The organism is Pantoea sp. GbtcB22 (genome assembly GCF_019091025.1).
GTDB lineage: Bacteria > Pseudomonadota > Gammaproteobacteria > Enterobacterales > Enterobacteriaceae > Pantoea > Pantoea leporis.
The window spans coordinates 163,133-185,464 of sequence record NZ_JAGXKB010000004.1 but is presented as its reverse complement, the minus strand read 5'-3'; the positions used below and the strand labels follow the sequence as shown (position 1 = coordinate 185,464).

Here is a 22,332-nt window from a genome sequence, read left to right as displayed (position 1 = left end):
AGGGCAGAACAAATATGGCTAAGAGTGATTTATACGAGATCTTAGGCGTCTCTAAATCCGCAGATGAGCGTGAAATCAAAAAGGCTTATAAGCGCCTGGCGATGAAATACCATCCGGATCGTAATCCGGACAATAAAGAAGCCGAAGCGAAGTTTAAAGAAATTAAGGAAGCCTACGAAATTCTGACCGACGCACAGAAGCGTGCGGCCTACGACCAATATGGTCACGCAGCCTTTGAACAAGGCGGCATGGGCGGCGGTGGTGGCTTCGGCGGCGGCGGTGCCGACTTCAGCGATATCTTTGGCGACGTATTTGGCGATATTTTTGGTGGTGGCCGCCGTCAGCGTGCCGCACGTGGCGCCGATTTACGCTACAACATGGAGCTAACGCTGGAAGAAGCGGTACGCGGCGTGACCAAAGAGATCCGCATTCCAACACTGGAAGAGTGCGATGTCTGCCACGGCAGCGGCGCGAAAGCGGGGACCAAACCGCAGACCTGTCATACCTGTCATGGCGCAGGCCAGGTGCAGATGCGTCAGGGCTTCTTCACTGTGCAGCAGGCGTGTCCGACCTGTCACGGTCGCGGTTCAGTGATCAAAGATCCTTGCAATGCTTGTCATGGTCACGGTCGCGTTGAGCGCAGTAAAACCCTGTCGGTGAAAATTCCAGCAGGCGTGGATACCGGCGATCGCATTCGTCTGACCGGCGAAGGTGAAGCGGGCGAACAGGGCGCACCAGCGGGCGATCTGTACGTTCAGGTTTCGGTGAAAAAGCACCCGATCTTTGAGCGTGAAGATAACAACCTGTATTGCGAAGTACCGATTAACTTTGCGATGGCAGCATTGGGTGGCGAGATTGAAGTGCCGACGCTTGATGGGCGTGTGAACCTGAAAGTGCCTTCTGAGACGCAAACCGGTAAGCTGTTCCGCATGCGCGGTAAAGGCGTGAAATCGGTGCGTGGCGGTGCGGTAGGCGATTTGCTGTGTCGTGTGGTGGTGGAAACGCCAGTTAGCCTCAATGACAAACAGAAAGCGCTGCTGCGTGAACTGGAAGAGAGTTTTGGCGGCCCGAGCGGCGAGAAAAACAGCCCGCGCTCCAAAAGCTTCCTCGACGGCGTGAAGAAGTTTTTTGACGATTTAACACGTTAATCCCGTCTGGCATGCTTAATAAAGCGGAGAGGAAACTCTCCGCTTTTTTTATGTTTTACCGCCAACGCGTCGCTCCTGATATAAGCTCAATCTGCCTGGCGTGAGATAAAAGCAGAAACCCTCTCGTAATGCATCGGTATTATCGAGTCGTTAACGAGACATAAGCTGCTTTTAACGAGGTGTTTGAGTCGCTACACTTCTCAGCCTAAATGTCTCTACTCAGGAGGAGTTGTGAACAAACCCCGTTCTCTTCGAAGCTTACTGAAAAGCTTTATTGCCAGCGATGCCAGCAACGGCATGGTGCTGATTCTGGCGGCCGTCGCGGCAATGATTTTGGCTAACAGCGCGGAAACCGCTCAAGCTTATCAATCGTTTCTCGCCGAACCGGTGCAGATTCGCTTCGGTGCATTAGACATCAGCAAAAACCTGCTGCTGTGGATCAACGATGCCATGATGGCGCTGTTTTTCCTGTTAATTGGTTTGGAAGTGAAACGTGAACTGATCACCGGTGAACTCGCCAGCCGCGATCGCGCCATTTTCCCGGTGATTGCGGCAATTGGCGGCATGGTTATGCCGGGACTGATTTTCCTGCTGCTCAATCATGGCGATCCTATTGCACGTAACGGCTGGGCAATTCCTACTGCTACTGATATCGCCTTTGCTTTGGGCGTGCTGGCACTGTTGGGCAGCCGCGTGCCAACCGCGCTGAAAGTGTTCCTGATGGCGCTGGCGATTATTGATGATCTCGGCGCTATCGTGATTATCGCGCTGTTCTATACCAGCGATCTCTCCGTGCTGTCGCTGAGCGTGGCGGCGGGTGCGATTGTGCTGCTGACGATTCTCAATCGTTGTGGCGTGCGTAACATTGCCATCTATATGTTGGTCGGCATTGTGCTGTGGACGGCGGTGCTCAAATCGGGTGTGCACGCAACGTTAGCGGGCGTGATTGTTGGCTTCTTCGTGCCGCTGGAAGAGAAGAACGGCCATTCTCCAGCCGAGCATTTGGCGCATGGTTTAATGCCGTGGGTAAACTGGCTGATTCTGCCGCTGTTCGCTTTTGCCAACGCCGGCATTTCGCTGAGCGGCATTACCTTTATGGATACGCTGTCGCCAGAGCCGCTGGGCATCATTCTCGGCTTGCTGATTGGTAAACCGTTGGGTATCACGCTGTTCTGCTGGCTGGCGGTGAAGTGGCGGCTGGCGGTGTTGCCGGCGGGCACCACGATACGCGATATCATGGCGATTGGTGTGCTGTGCGGTATCGGCTTCACCATGTCAATCTTTATCAGTTCGCTGGCGTTTGATGCCGCCCATGAGCAACTGGTGACCTTCTCCAAGCTGGGGATTCTCAGTGGCTCGCTGCTCTCAGCGGTGATTGGTTACACGCTGCTGCGCATCAAACTGCGTTAAAAAGAGGAAGGGGGCGAAAGCCTCCTTTTTTGCCGATGAATCAGCTCAACTTTAATCATCTCTACTATTTCTGGCAGGTGTGTAAAGCCGGTTCGGTAGTGCGCGCGGCGGATGTGCTGTGCCTGGCGCCACAGACGGTTACTGGCCAGATTAAATCGCTGGAAGAGCAACTCGGCGGCGTGCTGTTTCGTCGTCAGGGGCGCGGTTTAGTGCCGACGGAGCTTGGTCAGCTGGTGTTCCGCTATGCCGACCGCATGTTCATGCTGAGCCAGGAGATGCTCGATATCGTTAACTACCGCAAAGAGTCGCATCTGCTGTTTGATGTTGGCGTAGCGGATGCCTTGTCTAAGCAACTGGTGAGCAAGGTGCTGCAGGCTGCGGTGGTGGCAGAAGAGGGAATCCATCTGCGCTGCTTTGAATCAACGCACGAGATGCTGCTGGAACAGTTAAGCCAGCACAAGCTGGATATGATTCTTTCCGATTGCCCAATTGATTCGACTCAGCAGGAAGGGCTGTTTTCGGTCAAGCTGGGCGAGTGTCCGATCAGCTTCTGGTGCAACACACCGTTACCGACGCTGCCGTTTCCTGCCAGCCTGGAAGAGCGGCGTTTGCTGATTCCGGGGCGTCGCTCGATGCTGGGTCGTAAACTGCTGAACTGGATTCACAGCCAGGGATTGCAAGTGGAGATTCTGGGCGAGTTTGATGATGCGGCATTAATGAAAGCTTTTGGTGCGCTTAACAACGCGATATTTGTGGCTCCGACGCTGTATGGCGACGAGATTTACCGGGATGACGCCATCAAAGAGATTGGGCGGTTGGATGCGGTGATGGAGGAGTATCACGTGATCTTTGCCGAACGGATGATTCAGCATCCGGCGGTACAGCGGATCTGCCATCGCGACTTTAGTGCGCTGTTTACCCCTGAATTGCAGGCATAAAAAAACCGGCTAAACGCCGGTTCTTTTTTACAAAGCGATTAACAGACGGGCGATTAAGCCAGTTTGTTGATCTGAGCAGTCAGGTTTGCTTTATGACGTGCAGCTTTGTTTTTGTGGATCAGACCTTTAGCAGCCTGACGGTCCACGAGTGGTTGCATTTCGTTGAATGCGTTCTGCGCAGCAGCTTTGTCGCCTGTTGCGATAGCCGCGTATACTTTCTTGATGAAAGTACGCATCATTGAACGGTTGCTTGCGTTATGCTTGCGACGTTTCTCAGATGTTACGGCGCGTTTCTTAGCTGATTTGATATTAGCCAAGGTCCAACTCCCAAATGTGATCTATATGGACAAATCAAAGGCCGAGGACTATGCCTTTTGCGCCTTCTTATGTCAATGGATTTGTGCAAATAAGCGTCGTTTTAAAAACAACACTCGATTACGTAATTGATGGCGCAGGATTCTACCAGCAACGCGGCGTTGAATACAGTATTTCGCAGCAAAAATCTTCAGATCCTTGCTAAGCAATTGCCCACGCGTGGAATAAGCCGCGCCAGAAGCAGGAAAGGCACGTATACGGGTTAACCTAAACGCCATTCAAGGGTATAATCCGCCGATTTCCACCGGTTTGAGTCAGCCATGAAGTTTATCCGCGGTATTTATAATCTGAAAGAGCAGCATCGCGGCTGCGTCCTGACCATTGGCAATTTCGACGGCGTACATCGCGGCCACCAGGCTTTGATGGCGCAGCTGATTGCCGAAGGACGAAAACGCAATCTGCCGGTGGTGGTGATGGTATTTGAGCCACAACCGCTTGAGCTGTTTGCCGGCGACAAAGCCCCGGCGCGCCTTACGCGTTTGCGTGAAAAGCTGAAGTACCTCGAACAAGCGGGCGTTGATGCCGTACTCTGCGTACGTTTTGATCGTCGCTTCGCTGCGCATTCGGCGCAGAGTTTTATTTCCGAATTGCTGGTAGACAAGCTCAACGTCAAGTTCCTGGCCGTAGGCGATGATTTCCGCTTCGGCGCTGGTCGCCAGGGGGATTTCCTGTTATTACAGAAAGCCGGTGCGGAGTATGGCTTTGAGGTTATCAGCACCCAGACTTATTGTGACAGCGGCAAGCGCATCAGCAGTACCGCCGTTCGTCAGGCGCTGGCGCAGGATGATTTTGCGCAAGCCGAAGCGCTGCTGGGCCATCCGTTCAGCATCTCAGGCCGCGTAGTGCACGGCGATGCACTCGGGCGCACCATCGGTTTCCCAACGGCTAATCTCCCTTTGCGTCGCACCGTTACGCCGGTTAAAGGCGTGTTTGCGGTGGCAGTGTTGGGCCTTGGGGATCAGCCGCTGCCCGGCGTGGCCAATATTGGTACGCGCCCAACGGTAAAAGGTTTACGTCAGCAGCTTGAAGTTCATCTGCTCGACACACATATGAATCTCTATGGGCGTCACATTGAAGTGGTGCTGAAACAGAAGATTCGCGATGAACAGCGTTTCGCTTCGCTGGACGCGCTGAAAGAACAAATTGCGAAAGATGTGGTGACAGCCCGCCAATTCTTTGGGCTAAAAACACCGGTTTAATGACCGAAATACGGAATCGAGAATCTGATGAGTGACTATAAATCTACCCTGAATTTGCCGGAAACGGGGTTCCCGATGCGTGGCGATCTGGCCAAGCGTGAACCGGGAATGCTGCAACGTTGGTATGATGACAACCTGTACGGCATCATCCGCGAAGCCAAAAAAGGGAAAAAAACCTTTATTTTGCACGATGGCCCTCCTTATGCGAACGGCAGCATTCATATTGGTCACTCAGTTAACAAGATTCTGAAAGACATTATCGTTAAGTCGAAAGGCATGGCGGGCTACGACTCGCCGTACGTTCCAGGTTGGGACTGCCACGGCTTGCCGATTGAGCACAAAGTTGAACAGATGATTGGTAAGCCGGGCGAAAAAGTGAGCGCGTCTGAATTCCGTGCCGCTTGCCGCCAATATGCGGCAGAGCAGGTTGAAGGGCAGAAAAATGACTTCATCCGCCTCGGCGTGCTCGGTGACTGGGATCGTCCTTATCTGACGATGAATTTCCAGACCGAAGCCAACATCATCCGTGCGCTGGGTAAAATCATCGGCAACGGCCATCTGCACAAAGGCGCTAAGCCGGTGCACTGGTGCATGGATTGCCGTTCGGCGCTGGCTGAAGCGGAAGTGGAGTATTACGACAAAACTTCGCCATCCATCGATGTGATGTTCAATGCCGTGGATGCAGATGCGGTGCGCGCGAAGTTTGGCGTCGCGGCTTCAGAAGGCCCGGTTTCACTGGTGATCTGGACCACCACGCCGTGGACCATGCCAGCCAACCGTGGTATCTCGCTGCATCCTGAATTTGAATACCAGCTGCTGCAGATCGACGGTCGCAGCCTGATTCTCGCCAAAGAGATGGTTGAGAGCGTGATGAAGCGCGCGGGCATCAGCGACTGGACCGTGCTGGGCGAATGCAACGGCGCGGCGCTGGAGCTGCAGCTGTTCCAGCATCCGTTCCTCGAGCAGATCCAATCGAAAGTGGTATTGGGTGAGCATGTGACGCTGGAAGCCGGTACCGGTGCGGTACATACCGCGCCAGGCCATGGCCCGGATGACTATGTTATCGGTCAGAAATACGGTCTGGAAACCGCCAATCCGGTGGGGCCGGATGGCGCGTATCTACCAGGCACCTACCCGACGCTGGATGGTGTAAACGTCTTTAAAGCCAACGACATGATCGTTGAGCTGCTGAAAGAGAAGGGCGCGCTGCTGCACGTGGAGAAGCTGCTGCACAGCTACCCGCACTGCTGGCGTCATAAAACGCCAATCATCTTCCGTGCCACGCCACAATGGTTCATCAGCATGGATCAGAAAGGCCTGCGTGCGCAGTCGCTGAAAGAGATCAAAGGCGTGCAGTGGATCCCAGATTGGGGCCAGGCGCGTATCGAAGCGATGGTAGCGAACCGTCCGGACTGGTGTATCTCACGTCAGCGTACGTGGGGTGTGCCGATGGCGCTGTTCGTGCATAAAGAGAGCGAGCAGCTGCATCCGGATACGCTGGAGCTGATGGAGAAAGTCGCGAAACGGGTTGAGCAGGACGGCATTCAGGCGTGGTGGGATCTCGATCCGCGCGACCTGATGGGCGACGACGCGGACCATTACGTCAAAGTGCCAGACACCTTAGATGTCTGGTTCGACTCCGGATCAACCAGCTACGCGGTGGTGGATGCGCGTCCTGAATTCGGTGGCCATACGCCAGATATGTACCTGGAAGGTTCGGATCAGCATCGCGGCTGGTTCATGTCTTCTCTGATGATCTCCACGGCGATGAAAGGCAAAGCGCCTTATCGTCAGGTACTGACGCACGGTTTCACCGTGGATGGTCAGGGCCGCAAGATGTCGAAATCGATCGGCAACACCGTGGCGCCGCAGGATGTGATGGATAAGCTGGGTGCGGATATTCTGCGTCTGTGGGTCGCTTCTACCGATTATTCCGGTGAGATGGCGGTTTCCGACGAAATCCTGAAGCGTGCCGCAGACAGCTATCGTCGTATCCGTAACACCGCGCGTTTCCTGCTGGCAAACCTTGCTGGCTTTAACCCGGCGACCGATTGCGTCAAGCCGGAAGAGATGGTGGTGGTGGATCGCTGGGCGGTTGGCCGTGCGCTGGCAGCGCAGCAGGATATCGTGCACTCCTACGAAAACTACGATTTCCACGAAGTGGTGCAGCGTCTGATGCACTTCTGCTCAATCGAAATGGGCTCGTTCTATCTCGATGTGATCAAAGATCGTCAGTACACCGCAAAAGGCGACAGCCTGGCGCGTCGCAGCTGCCAAACCGCGCTGTGGCACATCGTTGAAGCGCTGGTGCGCTGGATGGCGCCAATCATGTCCTTCACCGCAGACGAAATCTGGGGCTACCTGCCGGGCGAGCGCGCGAAATACGTGTTCACCGAAGAGTGGTATCAGGATCTGTTTGGTCTGGCAGATAACGAAACGCTGAACGATGCTTATTGGGATGATGTGCTGAAAGTCCGCGGTGAAGTGAACAAGGTGATTGAGCAAGCGCGTAGCGACAAACGCATCGGCGGTGCGCTGGAAGCGACGGTGACGCTGTATGCGGATGCCGAGCTGGCAGCCAAGCTGCAGGCGCTGGGCGATGAGCTGCGTTTCGTGCTGTTAACTTCAGGCGCGACCGTGGCGGATTACGCTACTGCCAGCGATGAAGCGCAGCAGAGCGAGCTGTTCAAAGGTCTGAAAATCGCGCTGCACAAAGCAGAAGGCGAGAAATGTCCGCGCTGCTGGCATTACACTACTGACGTTGGCCAGAATCCGGAGCATGCTGCGGTGTGTGGTCGTTGCTACACCAACGTCGCCGGCAATGGCGAACAGCGGAAATTTGCCTGATGAGTAAAGCGCTCTCTTCAACCGGTTTGCGCTGGCTTTGGCTGGTGCTGGTGGTGATTGCCATCGATTTTGGCAGCAAGATGTGGGTCATCAACAACATGATGCTGCATGAAACGCAGCCGCTGATGCCGTTCCTGAACCTGTTCTACGCGCATAATTATGGCGCGGCGTTCAGCTTCCTGGCCGACAAAGGCGGTTGGCAGCGCTGGTTCTTCGCCGGCATCGCCATTGCTATCGTGGTGGCGCTGTTGGTGATGATGTATCGCAACGCTGCCAGCAACAAATTAACCAATATTGCCTACGCCCTGATTATCGGCGGGGCGTTGGGTAACCTGTTTGACCGTTCGTATCACGGTTTTGTGGTCGATTTTATCGACTTCTATGTCGGTGACTGGCACTTCGCGACCTTTAACATCGCCGACTGTGCCATCTGCATCGGCGCGGCGCTGGTAGTGCTGGAAGGTTTTCTCAGCCCGAACGGCAAACCGGCTAAACAGAAAGGGTAACTGATGACAGACTTAGTTCAGCGCGATAGCGCGTTGCTGGTGCATTTTACGCTGAAGCTGGAGGATGGCTCGACGGCCGAATCCACGCGCGCCAACGGCAAACCTGCGCTGTTCCGTCTGGGTGATGGCAGCCTGTCGGGCGCGCTGGAACAGCAGCTACTCGGGCGTAAAGTGGGCGACAAGCACGCATTTACGCTGGAGCCGGAAGATGCGTTTGGCGGCACCAGCCCGGATCTGGTTCAGTACTTCTCACGTCGTGACTTTAACGACGCGGGCGAGCCGGAAGTGGGTGCCATTATGCTGTTCAGCGGCCGCGGCGGCAGCGAAATGCCTGGCGTGATTCGTGAAGTGTCCGGTGACTCGATCACCGTAGACTTCAACCATCCGCTGGCGGGCCAGCGCATTCAGTTTGACATTGAAGTGCTGGAGATTGATCCGGCGCTGGAGGCCAACGATGCAAATCCTGTTAGCTAACCCACGCGGTTTTTGCGCAGGCGTTGATCGCGCCATCAGCATCGTTGAGCGCGCGCTGGAGATGTACGGCGCGCCCATCTACGTGCGTCACGAAGTGGTGCATAACCGCTACGTGGTGAGTAGCTTACGCGAACGTGGGGCGATCTTCATTGAAGAGATCGCTGAAGTGCCGGATAACGCCATTCTGATCTTCTCCGCGCACGGCGTATCGCAAGCGGTTCGCGCCGAAGCCAAAGCGCGTAACCTCACCATGCTGTTTGATGCGACCTGTCCGCTGGTGACCAAAGTGCATATGGAAGTGGCGCGCGCTAGCCGTAAAGGTGTTGAAGCGATTCTTATTGGTCATGCGGGGCATCCGGAAGTGGAAGGCACCATGGGCCAGTACAGCAATCCTAACGGCGGCATGTATCTGGTGGAATCGCCGGAAGATGTGTTCAAGCTGAACGTCAAAGATGAGAGCAACCTGTGCTTTATGACGCAGACCACACTTTCAGTCGATGATACTTCGGACGTGATTGATGCACTGCGTCAGCGCTTCCCGGCGATTATCGGTCCACGTAAAGATGACATCTGCTACGCCACCACCAACCGTCAGGAAGCGGTACGCGTCTTAGCGCGTGATGCTGAAGTGGTGCTGGTAGTGGGATCGAAAAACTCCTCTAACTCGAACCGTCTGGCCGAACTGGCGCAGCGTGCTGGTAAGCTGGCGAAGCTGATTGATTCGGCTGATGACATCCAGGAAGAGTGGGTCAAAGACAAGCAGGTCATCGGCGTCACCGCGGGCGCTTCTGCTCCTGATATTCTGGTGCAACAGGTGATTCAACGTCTGCGTGAGCTCGGCGGTGAAGCGGCGATTGAGCTGATTGGCCGTGAAGAGAACATCGTGTTTGAAGTACCAAAAGAGCTGCGCGTCGACGTGCGAAACGTGCAGTAAGCGGTTTACACCGCAGTAAAATCAGGCCGACATTGTTCGGCCTTTTCTTTGCCTGTCGCAGTAGAAAATCCTGCTACCAGCATGCGGGATTGCTTTTACTGATAATGTTTCGCGGCTGGCATAAAATTCTTATATCCCTTTATTGTTGTGGCGTGACTGTTATCTGACCGTTAACCTGTTTACGCTTTACATGCATAGATTTGTATCAGGAATGAATAATTATGAGTGAAATCCGCATTGCTATCGTTGGTGCGCCGGGCCGCATGGGACGCAATTTGATTCAGGCCGTACAGCAGGCGGGAGGTGTTGCGCTAGGCGCAGCACTGGCGCGTAGCGGTTCGTCATTGCTGGGCGTAGATGCTGGCGAACTGGCGGGCATCGGTAAAACGGGCGTGATCGTCTCTGACGACCTGCAAAAGGTGGTTAACGACTTCGATGTCCTGATCGACTTCACCCGTCCGGAAGGCACGCTGGAGTATCTGGCGTTTTGCCGACAGCACAGCAAAGCGATGGTGATCGGTACCACCGGTTTTGATGAAGCCGGTAAAGCGGCGATTCGCGCGGCTGCTGAAGAGATTGGCATCGTGTTCGCCGCTAACTTCAGTGTGGGCGTCAACCTGGTGCTGAATCTGCTGCAGCAGGCAGCGAAGGTGATGGGCGACTACGCGGACATTGAAATCGTTGAAGCGCACCATCGTCACAAAGTTGATGCACCATCAGGTACTGCGCTGGCGATGGGCGAAGCGATTGCCGATGCCATGAAGTGGAATCTGGATGAGCACGCGGTGTATGCCCGTGAAGGTCATACCGGTGAGCGTAAAGCGCAAACCATCGGATTTGCTACCGTGCGCGCTGGTGATATCGTCGGCGAACACACCGCGATGTTTGCAGATATTGGTGAGCGCGTAGAGATTACCCACAAGGCTTCCAGCCGTATGACCTTTGCAAATGGTGCAGTTAAAGCGGCAAGCTGGTTAAAGAACAAGAAATCTGGCCTTTACGACATGCGTGATGTGCTGGATTTATCGATGTTGTGAGTGTTGTGAACCATCGTGATGTGGTTATTTCAATCGGTAAGACCTTGATTGACGAGGGCAATGTGATCATTGCCCTTTATTTTATCTGTAAATGACCATTTTGCTATATTATTGGTTCGAAGTGCTTATTTGTCGAAGTTGATGAGTGATTATCAGGCTTGCGATGGCTAATTTTGACCGTTTGGTAAAAAATTTATGCGCGCCAGCACCAGTTTGCCATTATCGCCGTCAGGCAACCGATTATTTTTCCGAGTTATCTCACTCTTTTGTCGCCTTTCGCCGTTTTTAACATTCAGTTGCCCGAAATATACAAAAAAATAACCACATGTTGTAGACAAGGTGCGGGGCGATCATTAGAATGCGCGCAATTTGCCAAAATTCGAGTACTCAGGCGGGTTTTGCATTGATTCTGGCACTGCTTTTGAATTAATATGCAAATATTGTGACTGTTTATTCCCTGGAGGATGTTTTGATTAAGTCAGCGCTCTTGGTTCTGGAAGACGGAACCCAATTCCACGGTCGGGCCATCGGGGCTACGGGGTCGGCAGTGGGGGAAGTTGTTTTCAACACTTCAATGACCGGTTATCAAGAAATCCTCACTGATCCTTCCTATTCCCGCCAAATCGTTACCCTCACTTATCCCCATATCGGCAATGTTGGCGTTAACGCCGCCGATGAAGAATCCAGCCAAATTCATGCTCAAGGCCTCGTTATTCGCGATCTGCCGCTGATTACCAGCAACTTCCGCAGCGAAGAAAGTCTGGCAGCTTACCTGCAGCGCAATAACATCGTTGGCATCGCCGATATCGACACGCGCAAACTGACCCGTTTGCTGCGCGAGAAGGGTGCACAGAGCGGCTGCATTATTGCGGGTGATAATCCGGATGCCGCACTGGCGCTGCAGAAAGCGCAGGCGTTCCCAGGCTTGAAAGGCATGGATCTGGCGAAAGAGGTGACCACCGCGGAAACCTACGCGTGGCAGCAGGGCAGCTGGACACTGGAAGGTGACCTGCCGGAGCAGAAAACGGCGGAAGAGCTGCCGTTCCATGTGGTGGCGTACGATTACGGCGCCAAGCGCAACATCCTGCGCATGCTGGTGGATCGCGGCTGCCGCCTGACGGTCGTGCCGGCGCAAACTCCGGCGGAAGAGGTTCTGGCACTTAATCCAGACGGTATTTTTCTGTCGAACGGTCCTGGCGACCCGGAGCCATGCGACTACGCCATTAATGCCATTCAGGCGTTCCTGAAAACCGATGTTCCGGTATTCGGTATCTGCCTTGGCCATCAGCTGTTAGCGCTGGCGAGCGGTGCCAAAACCATCAAGATGAAACTCGGCCACCACGGCGGCAACCATCCGGTGAAAGATCTTGATAACAACACCGTGATGATCACCGCACAGAACCACGGTTTTGCGGTTGATGACAGCCAATTACCGGCCAATCTGCGCGTGACGCATGTGTCGCTGTTCGACCAAACCGTGCAGGGCATTCAACGCACTGACAAACCGGCCTTCAGCTTCCAGGGACACCCGGAAGCGAGCCCAGGCCCGCATGATGCGGCGCCACTGTTCGATCACTTCATCGAACTGATCAAAGCATACCGTTCTAACGCGAAGTAATCAGGAGCCCACGATGCCAAAACGTACAGACATAAAATCCATCCTGATTCTTGGTGCTGGCCCGATCGTTATCGGCCAGGCATGTGAATTTGACTACTCCGGTGCGCAGGCGTGTAAAGCGCTGCGTGAAGAGGGCTACCGCGTCATTCTGGTGAACTCGAACCCGGCAACTATTATGACCGACCCGGAAATGGCCGATGCGACTTACATCGAGCCGATTCACTGGGAAGTGGTGCGCAAGATTATCGAAAAAGAGCGTCCGGATGCGGTGCTGCCAACCATGGGCGGCCAGACAGCGCTGAACTGTGCGCTGGAGCTGGAGCGTCAGGGCGTGCTGGCTGAGTTCGGCGTCACCATGATTGGTGCAACTGCCGATGCCATTGATAAAGCCGAAGATCGTCGTCGCTTCGACGTGGCGATGAAGAGCATTGGTCTGGGCACCGCTCGTTCCGGTATCGCGCATACCATGGAAGAAGCGCTGGCGGTGGCCGAAGACGTTGGCTTCCCGTGCATCATCCGCCCTTCCTTTACGATGGGCGGCACCGGCGGCGGTATCGCCTATAACCGCGAAGAGTTCGAAGAGATTTGCGAACGCGGTCTGGACTTGTCGCCAACCAATGAGCTGCTGATTGATGAGTCGCTGATTGGCTGGAAAGAGTACGAGATGGAAGTGGTACGTGATAAAAACGACAACTGTATCATCGTCTGCTCGATCGAAAACTTCGATGCAATGGGCATCCACACCGGTGACTCTATCACTGTGGCGCCCGCGCAAACTCTGACCGACAAAGAGTATCAAATCATGCGTAACGCCTCGCTGGCGGTACTGCGTGAAATCGGTGTCGAAACCGGTGGTTCGAACGTCCAGTTCTCGGTGAACCCGAAAGATGGCCGTATGATCGTCATCGAAATGAACCCGCGCGTATCGCGTTCGTCAGCGCTGGCTTCAAAAGCGACCGGCTTCCCGATTGCCAAAGTGGCGGCGAAACTGGCGGTGGGCTTTACCCTTGATGAGCTGATGAACGACATCACCGGCGGCTTAACGCCTGCGTCGTTCGAACCCTCTATCGACTACGTCGTTACCAAGATTCCTCGCTTCAACTTCGAGAAGTTCGCCGGTGCCAACGATCGTCTGACCACGCAGATGAAATCGGTCGGTGAAGTGATGGCGATTGGCCGCACGTTCCAGGAATCGATGCAGAAAGCGCTGCGCGGTCTGGAAGTCGGTGCCAACGGTTTCGACCCGAAAGTCAGCCTCGACGATCCAGAAGCGTTAACGCGCATTCGCCGCGAACTGAAAGATGCCGGTTCTGACCGTATCTGGTACATCGCCGATGCGTTCCGCGCCGGCATGTCAGTTGATGGCGTGTTCAACCTCACCAACATTGATCGCTGGTTCCTGGTGCAGATTGAAGAGCTGGTGCGTCTGGAAGAGCAGGTTGAACGCGAAGGTGTGAACTCGCTGAACGCGGAGTTCCTGCGCGCGCTGAAGCGTAAAGGCTTTGCTGATGTCCGTCTGGCCGCGCTGGCGGGCGTATCTGAAGGCGAAATCCGTAAGCTGCGTCAGCAATTTAACCTGCATCCGGTCTACAAACGCGTCGATACCTGCGCCGCTGAATTTGCGACGGATACTGCTTATATGTACTCAACCTACGAGGAAGAGTGCGAAGCCAATCCAAATCAGGATCGTGAAAAAATCATGATTCTGGGCGGCGGTCCAAACCGTATCGGCCAGGGCATCGAGTTCGATTACTGCTGCGTGCATGCGGCGCTGGCGCTGCGTGAAGACGGTTACGAGACCATCATGGTCAACTGTAACCCGGAAACCGTCTCAACCGACTACGACACCTCGGATCGCCTCTACTTCGAGCCGGTCACGCTGGAAGATGTGCTGGAAATCGTGCGTATCGAGAAGCCGAAAGGCGTCATCGTACAGTACGGCGGCCAGACGCCGCTGAAACTGGCACGCGCGCTGGAAGCGGCTGGCGTGCCGGTGATTGGTACCAGCCCGGACTCGATTGACCGTGCAGAAGACCGTGAGCGTTTCCAGCAGGCGGTTGATCGCCTGAGCCTGAAGCAGCCGGCTAACGCCACCGTTGCCACGCTGGAACAGGCCGTTGAGAAAGCCGCCGGTATCGGTTATCCGCTGGTGGTGCGTCCTTCTTATGTGCTGGGCGGCCGCGCGATGGAGATCGTTTACGACGAAATCGACCTGAAGCGTTACTTCCAGACGGCGGTGTCGGTCTCTAACGATGCGCCGGTGCTGCTGGATCGCTTCCTCGATGATGCGGTTGAAGTGGATGTCGATGCGATTTGCGACGGCGAGCGCGTGCTGATTGGCGGCATCATGGAGCACATCGAGCAGGCAGGCGTGCACTCAGGTGACTCCGCATGTTCACTGCCAGCCTACACGCTGAACACTGAAATCCAGAACGTGATGCGTCAGCAGGTGGAAAAATTGGCCTTCGAGCTGAACGTACGTGGCCTGATGAACGTGCAGTTCGCGGTGAAGGACAATGAAGTTTACCTGATTGAGGTGAATCCACGTGCCGCGCGTACCGTGCCGTTCGTGTCGAAAGCCACTGGCGTGGCGCTGGCGAAGGTTGCCGCGCGCGTGATGGCAGGTAAAACGCTGGCTGAGCAGGGCGTCACTAAAGAAGTGATTCCACCGTATTACTCGGTGAAAGAAGTGGTGCTGCCGTTCAACAAGTTCCCAGGCGTTGACCCGATTCTCGGCCCAGAGATGCGCTCTACCGGTGAAGTGATGGGCGTCGGTCGCACCTTCGCTGAAGCCTTCGCCAAAGCGATGCTGGGTGCCCAGAGCAACATGAAGAAAACCGGTCGCGCGTTGCTGTCAGTGCGTGAAGGCGATAAGAAACGTATCGTCGACCTGGCGGCAAAACTGCAGAAGTTTGGTTTCGAGCTGGATGCGACACACGGTACCGCAGTTGTGCTGGGCGAAGCGGGCATCAATCCACGTCTGGTGAACAAGGTGCATGAAGGTCGTCCGCACATTCAGGATCGCCTGAAGAATGGCGAATATACCTACATCGTCAACACCACGGCGGGACGTCAGGCGATTGAAGACTCCAAGCTGATTCGTCGTAGTGCGCTACAGTACAAAGTGCATTACGACACCACGCTGAACGGCGGTTTTGCCACAGCGATGGCGCTGAACGCGGATCCAACGGAGCAGGTAATTTCGGTGCAGGAAATGCACGCGCAAATTAAAGGCTGATTCCAATTGGCTACTCACTAACGGCTCCTGCGGGGGCCGTTTTTTTATCCTTTTACCAATGCCCGCATTTCCTTATCTGTAAAAATCCTATTGATTTGACATATGTTTTATCAGTTGATGCGGAAAGCGTTACACCTCGGAATATCCGCACAAAATTATAAATAAGATCCCAGTTAGCGCACCGTACTATTTCGCCCGCTCACCAATAGAGCGCTCACCTTAACTGGGATATAAAAATGCAAATGCGTGCTTTCACTCTCAGCGCTATTGCTGCGTTACTCGCAGCGGCGCCACTCGCCAGCCAGGCGGAAATTACTTTACTCAAGCAGGATCCACAGGCGGGCGATGCGCTAAGCCGTCTCGACTTCAAAGTGGGCGGCAGTATTCGTCCGCAGTTCCAACATCAGAATGGCGTAAACGACAAATCGTACAAACGTAATGGCTACGACGGCGGCTCACGCTTCCGCTTCAGCGCCAATTATTACCTGTTCGACGACGTAAGCTGGGTCGGTTACTACGAGCTGGGCGTTAACTTCCCGGCCTGGTGGGGTTGGGACAATCATCATGCAGATGGTGCGAATAACACTTCGCGCCGCCAACTTTATACTGGCTTCAAAAGCGCCACCTTGGGTGAGCTCTACTTTGGTCAGCAGAACAGCGTTTACTACGATGTCGTAGGAGCGAAGACCGATATCTGGGATTACGACATGCTGGCGCAGGCGCCGGGCAATGGCATCAATGGTGATTACGATGGTTCTTACCGTTCGCGCAAAATGCTGAAGTACAAAAATACCTTCGGCGATGCGGATGTGTATGCGTCGTATCTGTTTGAAGATAATGAGTTCCTGCCAGGCAACGGCCTACGCTACAAGCGTAAAGGCGGTGGCTCGCTGGGTGTGAACTACCACATCACCAAAGACCTGGCGTGGGGAACCGCGTGGAACTACACCCGCGCCGATATTCGCAATCCAGGCAATGGCGACAGCAAGCGCTATGACCAGAATATCTACGGTACCGCTCTGAGCTGGACGCCGGATAACTGGACGCTGTCAGCCGGAGCGGGTTGGTATGAGAACTTCTCCCCAACCAAACGTAATACCGTTAACAATTACTTCGCGGATGACGCGTGGGGCATCGAATACTTTGCCGGCTACAAATTCCCAATTGGCCAGTATGCGGTGAAATCTATTCAGCCTTACTTCATGGGCGACCGTCTGGAGTTCGTCAACGGACGTGACTACAAGCGTATTGATAACGGCGTTGGCGTGAGTGCTCAGCTGGATTACGGCTTCCGTGTCGACTACGAATATGTCATCACCTCCAGCACCGACAAGTCACTGGGCAACGTGAACCTGGTGCGTCTACGCTACGATTTCTAAAGCGTTTCAACGGCTCCTGCGGGAGCCGTTTTCTTTTTTTGCACAGAGTGCGCTTTTCTTTACACTGCGATACCAATAATGCGACGTTTCGCGCGGAGTTGTGCCGCCTCGTCAGCAATTTCTGGCTCCTCGCCCCGCAATTGCCGGGAAAGTCGGTGTAAAACTCTGTCCAATAACAAAAGTGCGGTGGCATCGGAGCTTTACGCAAATAGCGGGGGCGGCCTATCGACGAAAGTTTCGCCTTTACGTATGATGGCGCCAATTTTTTCCAGTAGGTCTTTTAACATGATTAGTCTGATCGCGGCACTGGCAGCGGATCGCATTATTGGTATGGAAAACGCCATGCCATGGAACCTGCCAGCAGATTTGGCATGGTTCAAACGTAATACCTTGAATAAGCCGGTGATTATGGGTCGTCTGACCTTTGAATCGATTGGCCGCCCGCTTCCTGGACGCCTGAACATTGTGGTCAGCAGCCAGCCGGGCAACCACGAAGGCGTTACCTGGGTGACATCGCTGGAAGAGGCGGTAAAAGCGGCGGGTGATGTCGAAGAGATGATGGTGATTGGTGGTGGACGCGTTTACGAGCAGATGCTGGCTCGCGCGGATCGCCTCTACCTGACCCATATCGATGCGGAAGTGGAAGGGGATACGCAGTTCCCGGATTACGAACCGGACGAGTGGCAGTCAACCTTCAGCGAATTCCATGACGCCGATGAGCAGAACTCGCACAGCTACTGCTTCGAGATCCTGGATCGCCGCAAGTAACGTTGCCAGTGATGGCGACCCATAAAAAACCCCGCTTATGCGGGTTTTTTATTTACGGCGTATCACTTAACGGTGGATGCGCACTTACCGCGCTTTCGGCCATTGCCTGTTCGCGATTGGATGCCTGTACGTAATACTGTTTGGTTTCCCAATGCAGCAGCGTCAATGTTCCACCCCAGCAGCAGCCGGTATCCAGACCAATCACATGTTCCGGTGTGCCTTTACCTTCCAGCGATGCCCAGTGACCAAAGATCTGCGTATAGTCGCTGTCGATTTTGCCCGGCACCTTAAACCACGGCTTGAGCGGCGGCGGCGCTGATTCAGGCGACTCTTTGCAGATCATATCCAGCTGGCCGTTCGGGAAGCAGAAGCGCATGCGCGTCAGCGCATTAGTGCTAAAGCGCAGTCGCGCCAGACCGCTGAGTTCCGGCGTCCAGTTGTTTGGCATGTCGCCATACATCGCATCCAGAAACAGCGGATAGCTGTCGCTGGAGAGCACCGCTTCCACTTCACGCGCGCACAGCTGCGCCGTCTCTAAATCCCATTGCGGCGTAATGCCCGCATGCGCCATCAACAGCTTCTTCTCTTCATCTACCTGCAACAGTGGCTGACGACGTAACCAGTTAATCAACTCATCGGCATCATCGGCTTCCAGCAGCGGCGTCAGGCGATCTTTCGGCTTGTTACGGCTGATACCGGCATACACCGCCAGCAAATGCAGGTCGTGATTACCCAGCACCAGGCGCACGCAATTTCCCAGCGATTTTACATAGCGCAGCACATCGAGCGAACCGGGGCCGCGCGCCACCAAATCGCCGGTAAGCCATAAGGTGTCCTGCTGCGGATCGAAGTCAACCTGCGCCAACAGCGCACGAAGCTCGTCATAACAGCCATGAACATCGCCAATCAGGTATGTACTCATTGTCAGTCCGATTAAAACGCGCCGCCCGGACGGGCCGGGCGGAGGAGGATTAGTGAATGTGGGTTTGCACCGCGAGTCGGAACACCGGAATCTCGACGTGGAACTCTTCGCCCGCATCGTCGATCATCACATAGTGGCCTTGCATGGTGCCCATCGGCGTCTCCAGAATCGCGCCGCTGGTGTACTGATACTCGCCGCCGGCCGCAATGTGCGGCTGTTCGCCGACCACGCCTTCACCTTGCACTTCAGTCTCGCGACCGTTGCCGTTGGTGATCAGCCAATAGCGGCTACGCAGCTGGACGTTGCTGCGCCCCAAATTGCGAATGGTGATGGTGTAGGCAAACACGTAGCGATCCTCGTCGGGCAAGGATTGCGACTCCACATACTGGCTATGCACATGGATACAGACGCGGGCCAAATCACTCATGCACTCAACTCTCCGGAGTTTCTGCCTGATGCTTGCTCAACCAGTTTGCCAGTTGGCAATATTGCGCCACAGAGACGTTCTCTGCACGCAGCGAGGCATCGATTTCTAATTGATCCAGCGCACCAGCCGCAAACATATGAGCAAGGCTGTTGCGCAGCGTTTTTCGGCGTTTACCAAAGGCTTCCGTGGTGATACGGCTCAGCAGTCGAATATCGCTGACCGGATACTGTGGCTGCATATACGGCACTAAACGCACCACGGCCGATTCCACTTTCGGTGCCGGCGTGAAGGATTCTGGTGGCACTTCGAGCACAGGAATAACCTGGCAATAGTACTGCGCCATCACGCTCAAACGACCATAAGCTTTGCTGCCCGGACCGGCGACTAAACGATTCACCACTTCTTTCTGCAGCATGAAGTGCATATCTTTAATCGAACCAGTATAGCTGAAAAGGTGGAACATCAGCGGCGTCGAGATGTTGTATGGCAGGTTGCCGAACACGCGCAGCGGCTGACCTTTCTCTTGCGCCAGCGCAGAGAAATCAAAGGTCATGGCATCCTGCTGGAAAATGGTCAGCTTAGGACCGAGGAACGGGTGCGTTTGCAGACGCGCAGCAAGGTCGCGGTCCAGCTCGACCACGGTCAGCTCATCCAGACGTTCGCCTACCGGCTCGGTTAATGCACCCAAGCCGGGGCCGATTTCCACGATAGCTTCACCTTTTTGCGGGTGAATGGCGGAGACAATGCTATCGATAATGTACTGATCGTTCAGGAAGTTCTGCCCGAAACGTTTACGGGCGTAATGCCCCTGATGGACGCGATTATTCATTACTGCTCTTGATCATAGTGATGGCGAGATTAAGCGCCGTGATAAAGCTGCCCGGTTCTGCCTGACCGAGACCGGCTAATTCAAGCGCGGTGCCGTGATCGACAGAAGTCCGGATAAAGGGCAGGCCAAGTGTGATATTCACCGCGCGGCCAAACCCCTGAAATTTTAGCACCGGCAAGCCCTGGTCGTGATACATCGCCAGAACCGCATCGGCATGTTGCAGGTATTTCGGCTGGAACAGCGTATCGGCTGGCAGAGGTCCGGTAAGTTGGATGCCTTGCTGGCGCAGTTCGTTGAGGGCCGGAATGATAGTATCAATCTCTTCGCGGCCCATATGGCCGCTCTCGCCGGCATGCGGATTAAGGCCGCAGACGAAAATATGAGGATGCGGTAAACCAAACTTCTGCTGCAGATCCCGATGCAGAATGGTGATCACTTCATGCAGCGTGTCGCGGGTAATTGCGGCAGAAACATCTTTCAGCGGCAGATGTGTGGTAGCCAATGCCACACGCAACTCTTCTGTTGCCAGCATCATCACCACTAAATCGCCACCGGCGCGATCGGCAAAAAACTCGGTATGACCGGTAAACGGAATGCCCGCATCGTTGATCACGCCTTTGTGCACCGGACCGGTAATCAGCGCGGCAAATTCGCCGTTCAGACAACCGTCACAGGCGCGCGTCAGGGTTTCCAGCACGTAGTGACTGTTTGCGACGCAGAGTTCTCCGGCGGTCACTGGCTGAGCGGTATCGACCTGCAGCAGCGTAAGCGTGCCGGCCTGCTGCGGTTGTGCCACTGCAGGTTGATAGTCACGCAGCGTCAGCGGCAAACCCAATAAAGCAGCGCGACGGCGCAAAAGCTCGCCGTCGCAGCAGACCACCAATTCAACCGGCCAGTTTTGCTGCGCCAGTTGCAGGGTGAGGTCGGGACCAATCCCGGCGGGTTCGCCGGGCGTGATCACCACACGATAATTACTGACCATTGTTATCCAGAATTTTCACGTAAGCACTGGCGCGCTGTTCCTGCATCCAGGTTTGCGCTTCTTCCGCGAATTTACGGTTGAACAGCATGCGATAGGCGCGCTCTTTCTGCGCGGCATCGGTCTTATCAACCTGACGCGTATCCAGCAACTGAATCAAGTGCCAGCCAAATGAGGAGTGAACCGGCTGGCTGACCTGGCCTTTCTGCAACTTCAGCAATGCATCGCGGAATGCCGGATCGTAAATCTCTGGAGATGCCCAGCCGAGATCGCCGCCCTGGTTAGCCGAACCCGGATCGTCGGAGAACTGTTTGGCCGCTGCGGCGAAGGTGGTTTTACCGCTTTTAATATCCGCTGCAATCTGTTCGATTTTGGCCTGCGCCTGTGCGTCGGTCAGGATCGGTGAAGGCTTCAGCAGAATATGACGCGCATGCACCTCAGTCACAGAGATGCTTTTGCTTTCGCCACGCAGGTCGTTCACCTTCAGGATGTGGAAACCAACACCTGAACGGATTGGACCGACGATATCGCCTTTCTTCGCGGTGCTCAGCGCCTGCGAGAACAGCGTTGGCAGCTCTTCGATTTTGCCCCAACCCATGTTGCCGCCTTTCAGCGCCTGCGGATCGGCTGAGTAAGTCACGGCCAGCTTGCCGAAGTCGGCACCGCCTTTCAGCTGAGCAACCAGTTGGCGCGCCAGCGTTTCCTGGTCGTCAACCTGCTGCTGCGTCGGGTTTTCTGACAGCGGCAGCAGAATCTGGCTGATGTTAAGCTCAGTACCTTGCGTGTTCTGCGCACCCACCTGCGTAGCCAGCGTATCCACTTCCTGCGGCAGTATAGTGACGCGGCGACGCACTTCGTTGTTACGCACTTCTGAAATCAGCATCTCTTTGCGGATTTGCGCACGGTAATCGTTGTAGTTCATACCGTCATAGGCCAGACGGCTACGCAGCTGATCGAGGCTCATGCGGTTTTGCGCGGCAATGTTCTGAATTGCCTGATCCAGCTGCTGATCGGTAATCTGCACGCCCGCTCTTTCACCCATTTGCAGAATGATGGCATCCATGACCTGGCGTTCAAGGATCTGATGACGCAAGGTTTTTTCATCAGGGAGTTGCTGGTTTGCCTGCTGCGCCTGTGATTTCACGGTGCGCATCATGTTATCAACGTCACTTTCCAGTACCACGCCGTTGTTCACGACTGCGGCAACTTTATCAACCACTTGTGGGGCTGCGAACGCAGTGTTAGCGGTAATCGCTACACCAAGAATCAGCATTCTCCAGTTCTTCATACTTTATCCATTGTTG

At 54.8% G+C, this 22,332-nt stretch carries 19 protein-coding genes; 13 read left to right on the top strand and 6 right to left on the bottom strand.

Features of this window, described 5'->3' with window-relative positions; all coding sequences use genetic code 11:
- The first annotated feature begins 14 nt into the window (after positions 1–14).
- The 3 genes from dnaJ to nhaR all read left to right on the top strand — a co-directional run bounded on the left by dnaJ (position 15) and on the right by nhaR (position 3,496).
- Positions 15–1,148, top strand: coding sequence for a molecular chaperone DnaJ (dnaJ, locus tag KVT28_RS15160; RefSeq protein WP_101762152.1), 1,134 nt, complete (start codon positions 15–17; stop codon positions 1,146–1,148).
- Positions 1,149–1,379: 231 nt separating this feature from the next.
- Positions 1,380–2,558, top strand: coding sequence for a Na+/H+ antiporter NhaA (gene nhaA / locus KVT28_RS15155; protein ID WP_217549139.1), 1,179 nt, complete (start codon positions 1,380–1,382; stop codon positions 2,556–2,558).
- Positions 2,559–2,593: 35 nt separating this feature from the next.
- The gene (gene nhaR, locus KVT28_RS15150) at positions 2,594–3,496 is read left to right on the top strand and encodes a transcriptional activator NhaR (protein ID WP_217549137.1); all 903 of its coding nucleotides are present in this window, start codon (positions 2,594–2,596) and stop codon (positions 3,494–3,496) included.
- A 53-nt stretch (positions 3,497–3,549) separates the two neighbouring features.
- On the opposite strand, the gene rpsT is transcribed toward nhaR, so the two are convergent.
- Positions 3,550–3,813 carry a 30S ribosomal protein S20 gene (gene rpsT / locus KVT28_RS15145; RefSeq protein WP_036619798.1) on the bottom strand — a complete coding sequence of 88 codons (264 nt, stop codon included), beginning with the start codon at positions 3,811–3,813 and terminating at the stop codon, positions 3,550–3,552.
- 318 nt (positions 3,814–4,131) lie between these two features.
- On the opposite strand from rpsT, the gene ribF reads away from it, so the two are divergent.
- From ribF to folA, 10 genes are all read left to right on the top strand, one after another.
- The gene (gene ribF, locus KVT28_RS15140; protein ID WP_101762149.1) at positions 4,132–5,070 is read left to right on the top strand and encodes a bifunctional riboflavin kinase/FAD synthetase; all 939 of its coding nucleotides are present in this window, start codon (positions 4,132–4,134) and stop codon (positions 5,068–5,070) included.
- 27 nt (positions 5,071–5,097) lie between these two features.
- The gene (ileS, locus tag KVT28_RS15135; protein WP_192412412.1) at positions 5,098–7,917 is read left to right on the top strand and encodes an isoleucine--tRNA ligase; all 2,820 of its coding nucleotides are present in this window, start codon (positions 5,098–5,100) and stop codon (positions 7,915–7,917) included.
- The gene (gene lspA, locus KVT28_RS15130; protein ID WP_101762147.1) at positions 7,917–8,423 is read left to right on the top strand and encodes a signal peptidase II; all 507 of its coding nucleotides are present in this window, start codon (positions 7,917–7,919) and stop codon (positions 8,421–8,423) included. Before ileS ends, lspA begins: the two co-directional genes overlap by 1 nt.
- 3 nt (positions 8,424–8,426) lie before the next feature.
- Positions 8,427–8,897 (top strand): FKBP-type peptidyl-prolyl cis-trans isomerase, encoded by a 471-nt coding sequence (gene fkpB, locus KVT28_RS15125; protein WP_101762146.1) that lies wholly within the window; start codon positions 8,427–8,429, stop codon positions 8,895–8,897.
- Positions 8,878–9,831 carry a 4-hydroxy-3-methylbut-2-enyl diphosphate reductase gene (gene ispH / locus KVT28_RS15120; RefSeq protein ID WP_064737614.1) on the top strand — a complete coding sequence of 318 codons (954 nt, stop codon included), beginning with the start codon at positions 8,878–8,880 and terminating at the stop codon, positions 9,829–9,831. Before fkpB ends, ispH begins: the two co-directional genes overlap by 20 nt.
- A 221-nt stretch (positions 9,832–10,052) precedes the next feature.
- A complete protein-coding gene (dapB, locus tag KVT28_RS15115; protein ID WP_217549135.1) occupies positions 10,053–10,868 on the top strand; it encodes a 4-hydroxy-tetrahydrodipicolinate reductase in 816 nt (271 codons plus the stop codon).
- A gap of 469 nt (positions 10,869–11,337) precedes the next feature.
- Entirely contained in the window at positions 11,338–12,486 is a 1,149-nt protein-coding gene (gene carA, locus KVT28_RS15110; RefSeq protein ID WP_217549132.1) for a glutamine-hydrolyzing carbamoyl-phosphate synthase small subunit, read from the top strand.
- Between the two features lie 13 nt (positions 12,487–12,499).
- Entirely contained in the window at positions 12,500–15,724 is a 3,225-nt protein-coding gene (gene carB / locus KVT28_RS15105) for a carbamoyl-phosphate synthase large subunit (protein WP_217549130.1), read from the top strand.
- A 236-nt stretch (positions 15,725–15,960) separates the two neighbouring features.
- Positions 15,961–17,103 (top strand): porin, encoded by a 1,143-nt coding sequence (locus tag KVT28_RS15100; protein ID WP_101762142.1) that lies wholly within the window; start codon positions 15,961–15,963, stop codon positions 17,101–17,103.
- 285 nt (positions 17,104–17,388) lie between these two features.
- Complete coding sequence (gene folA, locus KVT28_RS15095) at positions 17,389–17,871, top strand: type 3 dihydrofolate reductase (RefSeq protein ID WP_101762141.1); 483 nt, start codon at positions 17,389–17,391, stop codon at positions 17,869–17,871.
- A gap of 52 nt (positions 17,872–17,923) precedes the next feature.
- Here the strand turns inward: folA and apaH are convergent, their stop codons facing one another.
- The 5 genes from apaH to surA are packed head-to-tail and all read right to left on the bottom strand — an operon-like array spanning position 17,924 to position 22,316.
- Positions 17,924–18,793 (bottom strand): bis(5'-nucleosyl)-tetraphosphatase (symmetrical) ApaH, encoded by an 870-nt coding sequence (apaH, locus tag KVT28_RS15090; RefSeq protein ID WP_110867508.1) that lies wholly within the window; start codon positions 18,791–18,793, stop codon positions 17,924–17,926.
- A gap of 49 nt (positions 18,794–18,842) precedes the next feature.
- Positions 18,843–19,220, bottom strand: coding sequence for a Co2+/Mg2+ efflux protein ApaG (apaG, locus tag KVT28_RS15085; protein WP_101762139.1), 378 nt, complete (start codon positions 19,218–19,220; stop codon positions 18,843–18,845).
- Between the two features lie 4 nt (positions 19,221–19,224).
- Positions 19,225–20,049, bottom strand: coding sequence for a 16S rRNA (adenine(1518)-N(6)/adenine(1519)-N(6))-dimethyltransferase RsmA (gene rsmA, locus KVT28_RS15080; protein WP_008108647.1), 825 nt, complete (start codon positions 20,047–20,049; stop codon positions 19,225–19,227).
- Positions 20,042–21,031 (bottom strand): 4-hydroxythreonine-4-phosphate dehydrogenase PdxA, encoded by a 990-nt coding sequence (gene pdxA, locus KVT28_RS15075; RefSeq protein WP_217549128.1) that lies wholly within the window; start codon positions 21,029–21,031, stop codon positions 20,042–20,044. The genes rsmA and pdxA overlap by 8 nt, the downstream gene beginning before the upstream one ends.
- Entirely contained in the window at positions 21,021–22,316 is a 1,296-nt protein-coding gene (gene surA, locus KVT28_RS15070; protein WP_217549126.1) for a peptidylprolyl isomerase SurA, read from the bottom strand. Before surA ends, pdxA begins: the two co-directional genes overlap by 11 nt.
- Positions 22,317–22,332: the final 16 nt, after the last annotated feature.

Coding starts and splice junctions, on each gene's coding strand:
- dnaJ (WP_101762152.1), top strand. CDS start 15: ATGGCTAAGAGTGATTTATACGAGATCTTAGGCGTCTCTAAATCCGCA.
- nhaR (WP_217549137.1), top strand. CDS start 2,594: ATGAATCAGCTCAACTTTAATCATCTCTACTATTTCTGGCAGGTGTGT.
- ribF (WP_101762149.1), top strand. CDS start 4,132: ATGAAGTTTATCCGCGGTATTTATAATCTGAAAGAGCAGCATCGCGGC.
- ileS (WP_192412412.1), top strand. CDS start 5,098: ATGAGTGACTATAAATCTACCCTGAATTTGCCGGAAACGGGGTTCCCG.
- lspA (WP_101762147.1), top strand. CDS start 7,917: ATGAGTAAAGCGCTCTCTTCAACCGGTTTGCGCTGGCTTTGGCTGGTG.
- fkpB (WP_101762146.1), top strand. CDS start 8,427: ATGACAGACTTAGTTCAGCGCGATAGCGCGTTGCTGGTGCATTTTACG.
- ispH (WP_064737614.1), top strand. CDS start 8,878: ATGCAAATCCTGTTAGCTAACCCACGCGGTTTTTGCGCAGGCGTTGAT.
- dapB (WP_217549135.1), top strand. CDS start 10,053: ATGAGTGAAATCCGCATTGCTATCGTTGGTGCGCCGGGCCGCATGGGA.
- carB (WP_217549130.1), top strand. CDS start 12,500: ATGCCAAAACGTACAGACATAAAATCCATCCTGATTCTTGGTGCTGGC.
- KVT28_RS15100 (WP_101762142.1), top strand. CDS start 15,961: ATGCAAATGCGTGCTTTCACTCTCAGCGCTATTGCTGCGTTACTCGCA.
- folA (WP_101762141.1), top strand. CDS start 17,389: ATGATTAGTCTGATCGCGGCACTGGCAGCGGATCGCATTATTGGTATG.
- apaH (WP_110867508.1), bottom strand. CDS start 18,793: ATGAGTACATACCTGATTGGCGATGTTCATGGCTGTTATGACGAGCTT.
- apaG (WP_101762139.1), bottom strand. CDS start 19,220: ATGAGTGATTTGGCCCGCGTCTGTATCCATGTGCATAGCCAGTATGTG.
- rsmA (WP_008108647.1), bottom strand. CDS start 20,049: ATGAATAATCGCGTCCATCAGGGGCATTACGCCCGTAAACGTTTCGGG.
- pdxA (WP_217549128.1), bottom strand. CDS start 21,031: ATGGTCAGTAATTATCGTGTGGTGATCACGCCCGGCGAACCCGCCGGG.
- surA (WP_217549126.1), bottom strand. CDS start 22,316: ATGAAGAACTGGAGAATGCTGATTCTTGGTGTAGCGATTACCGCTAAC.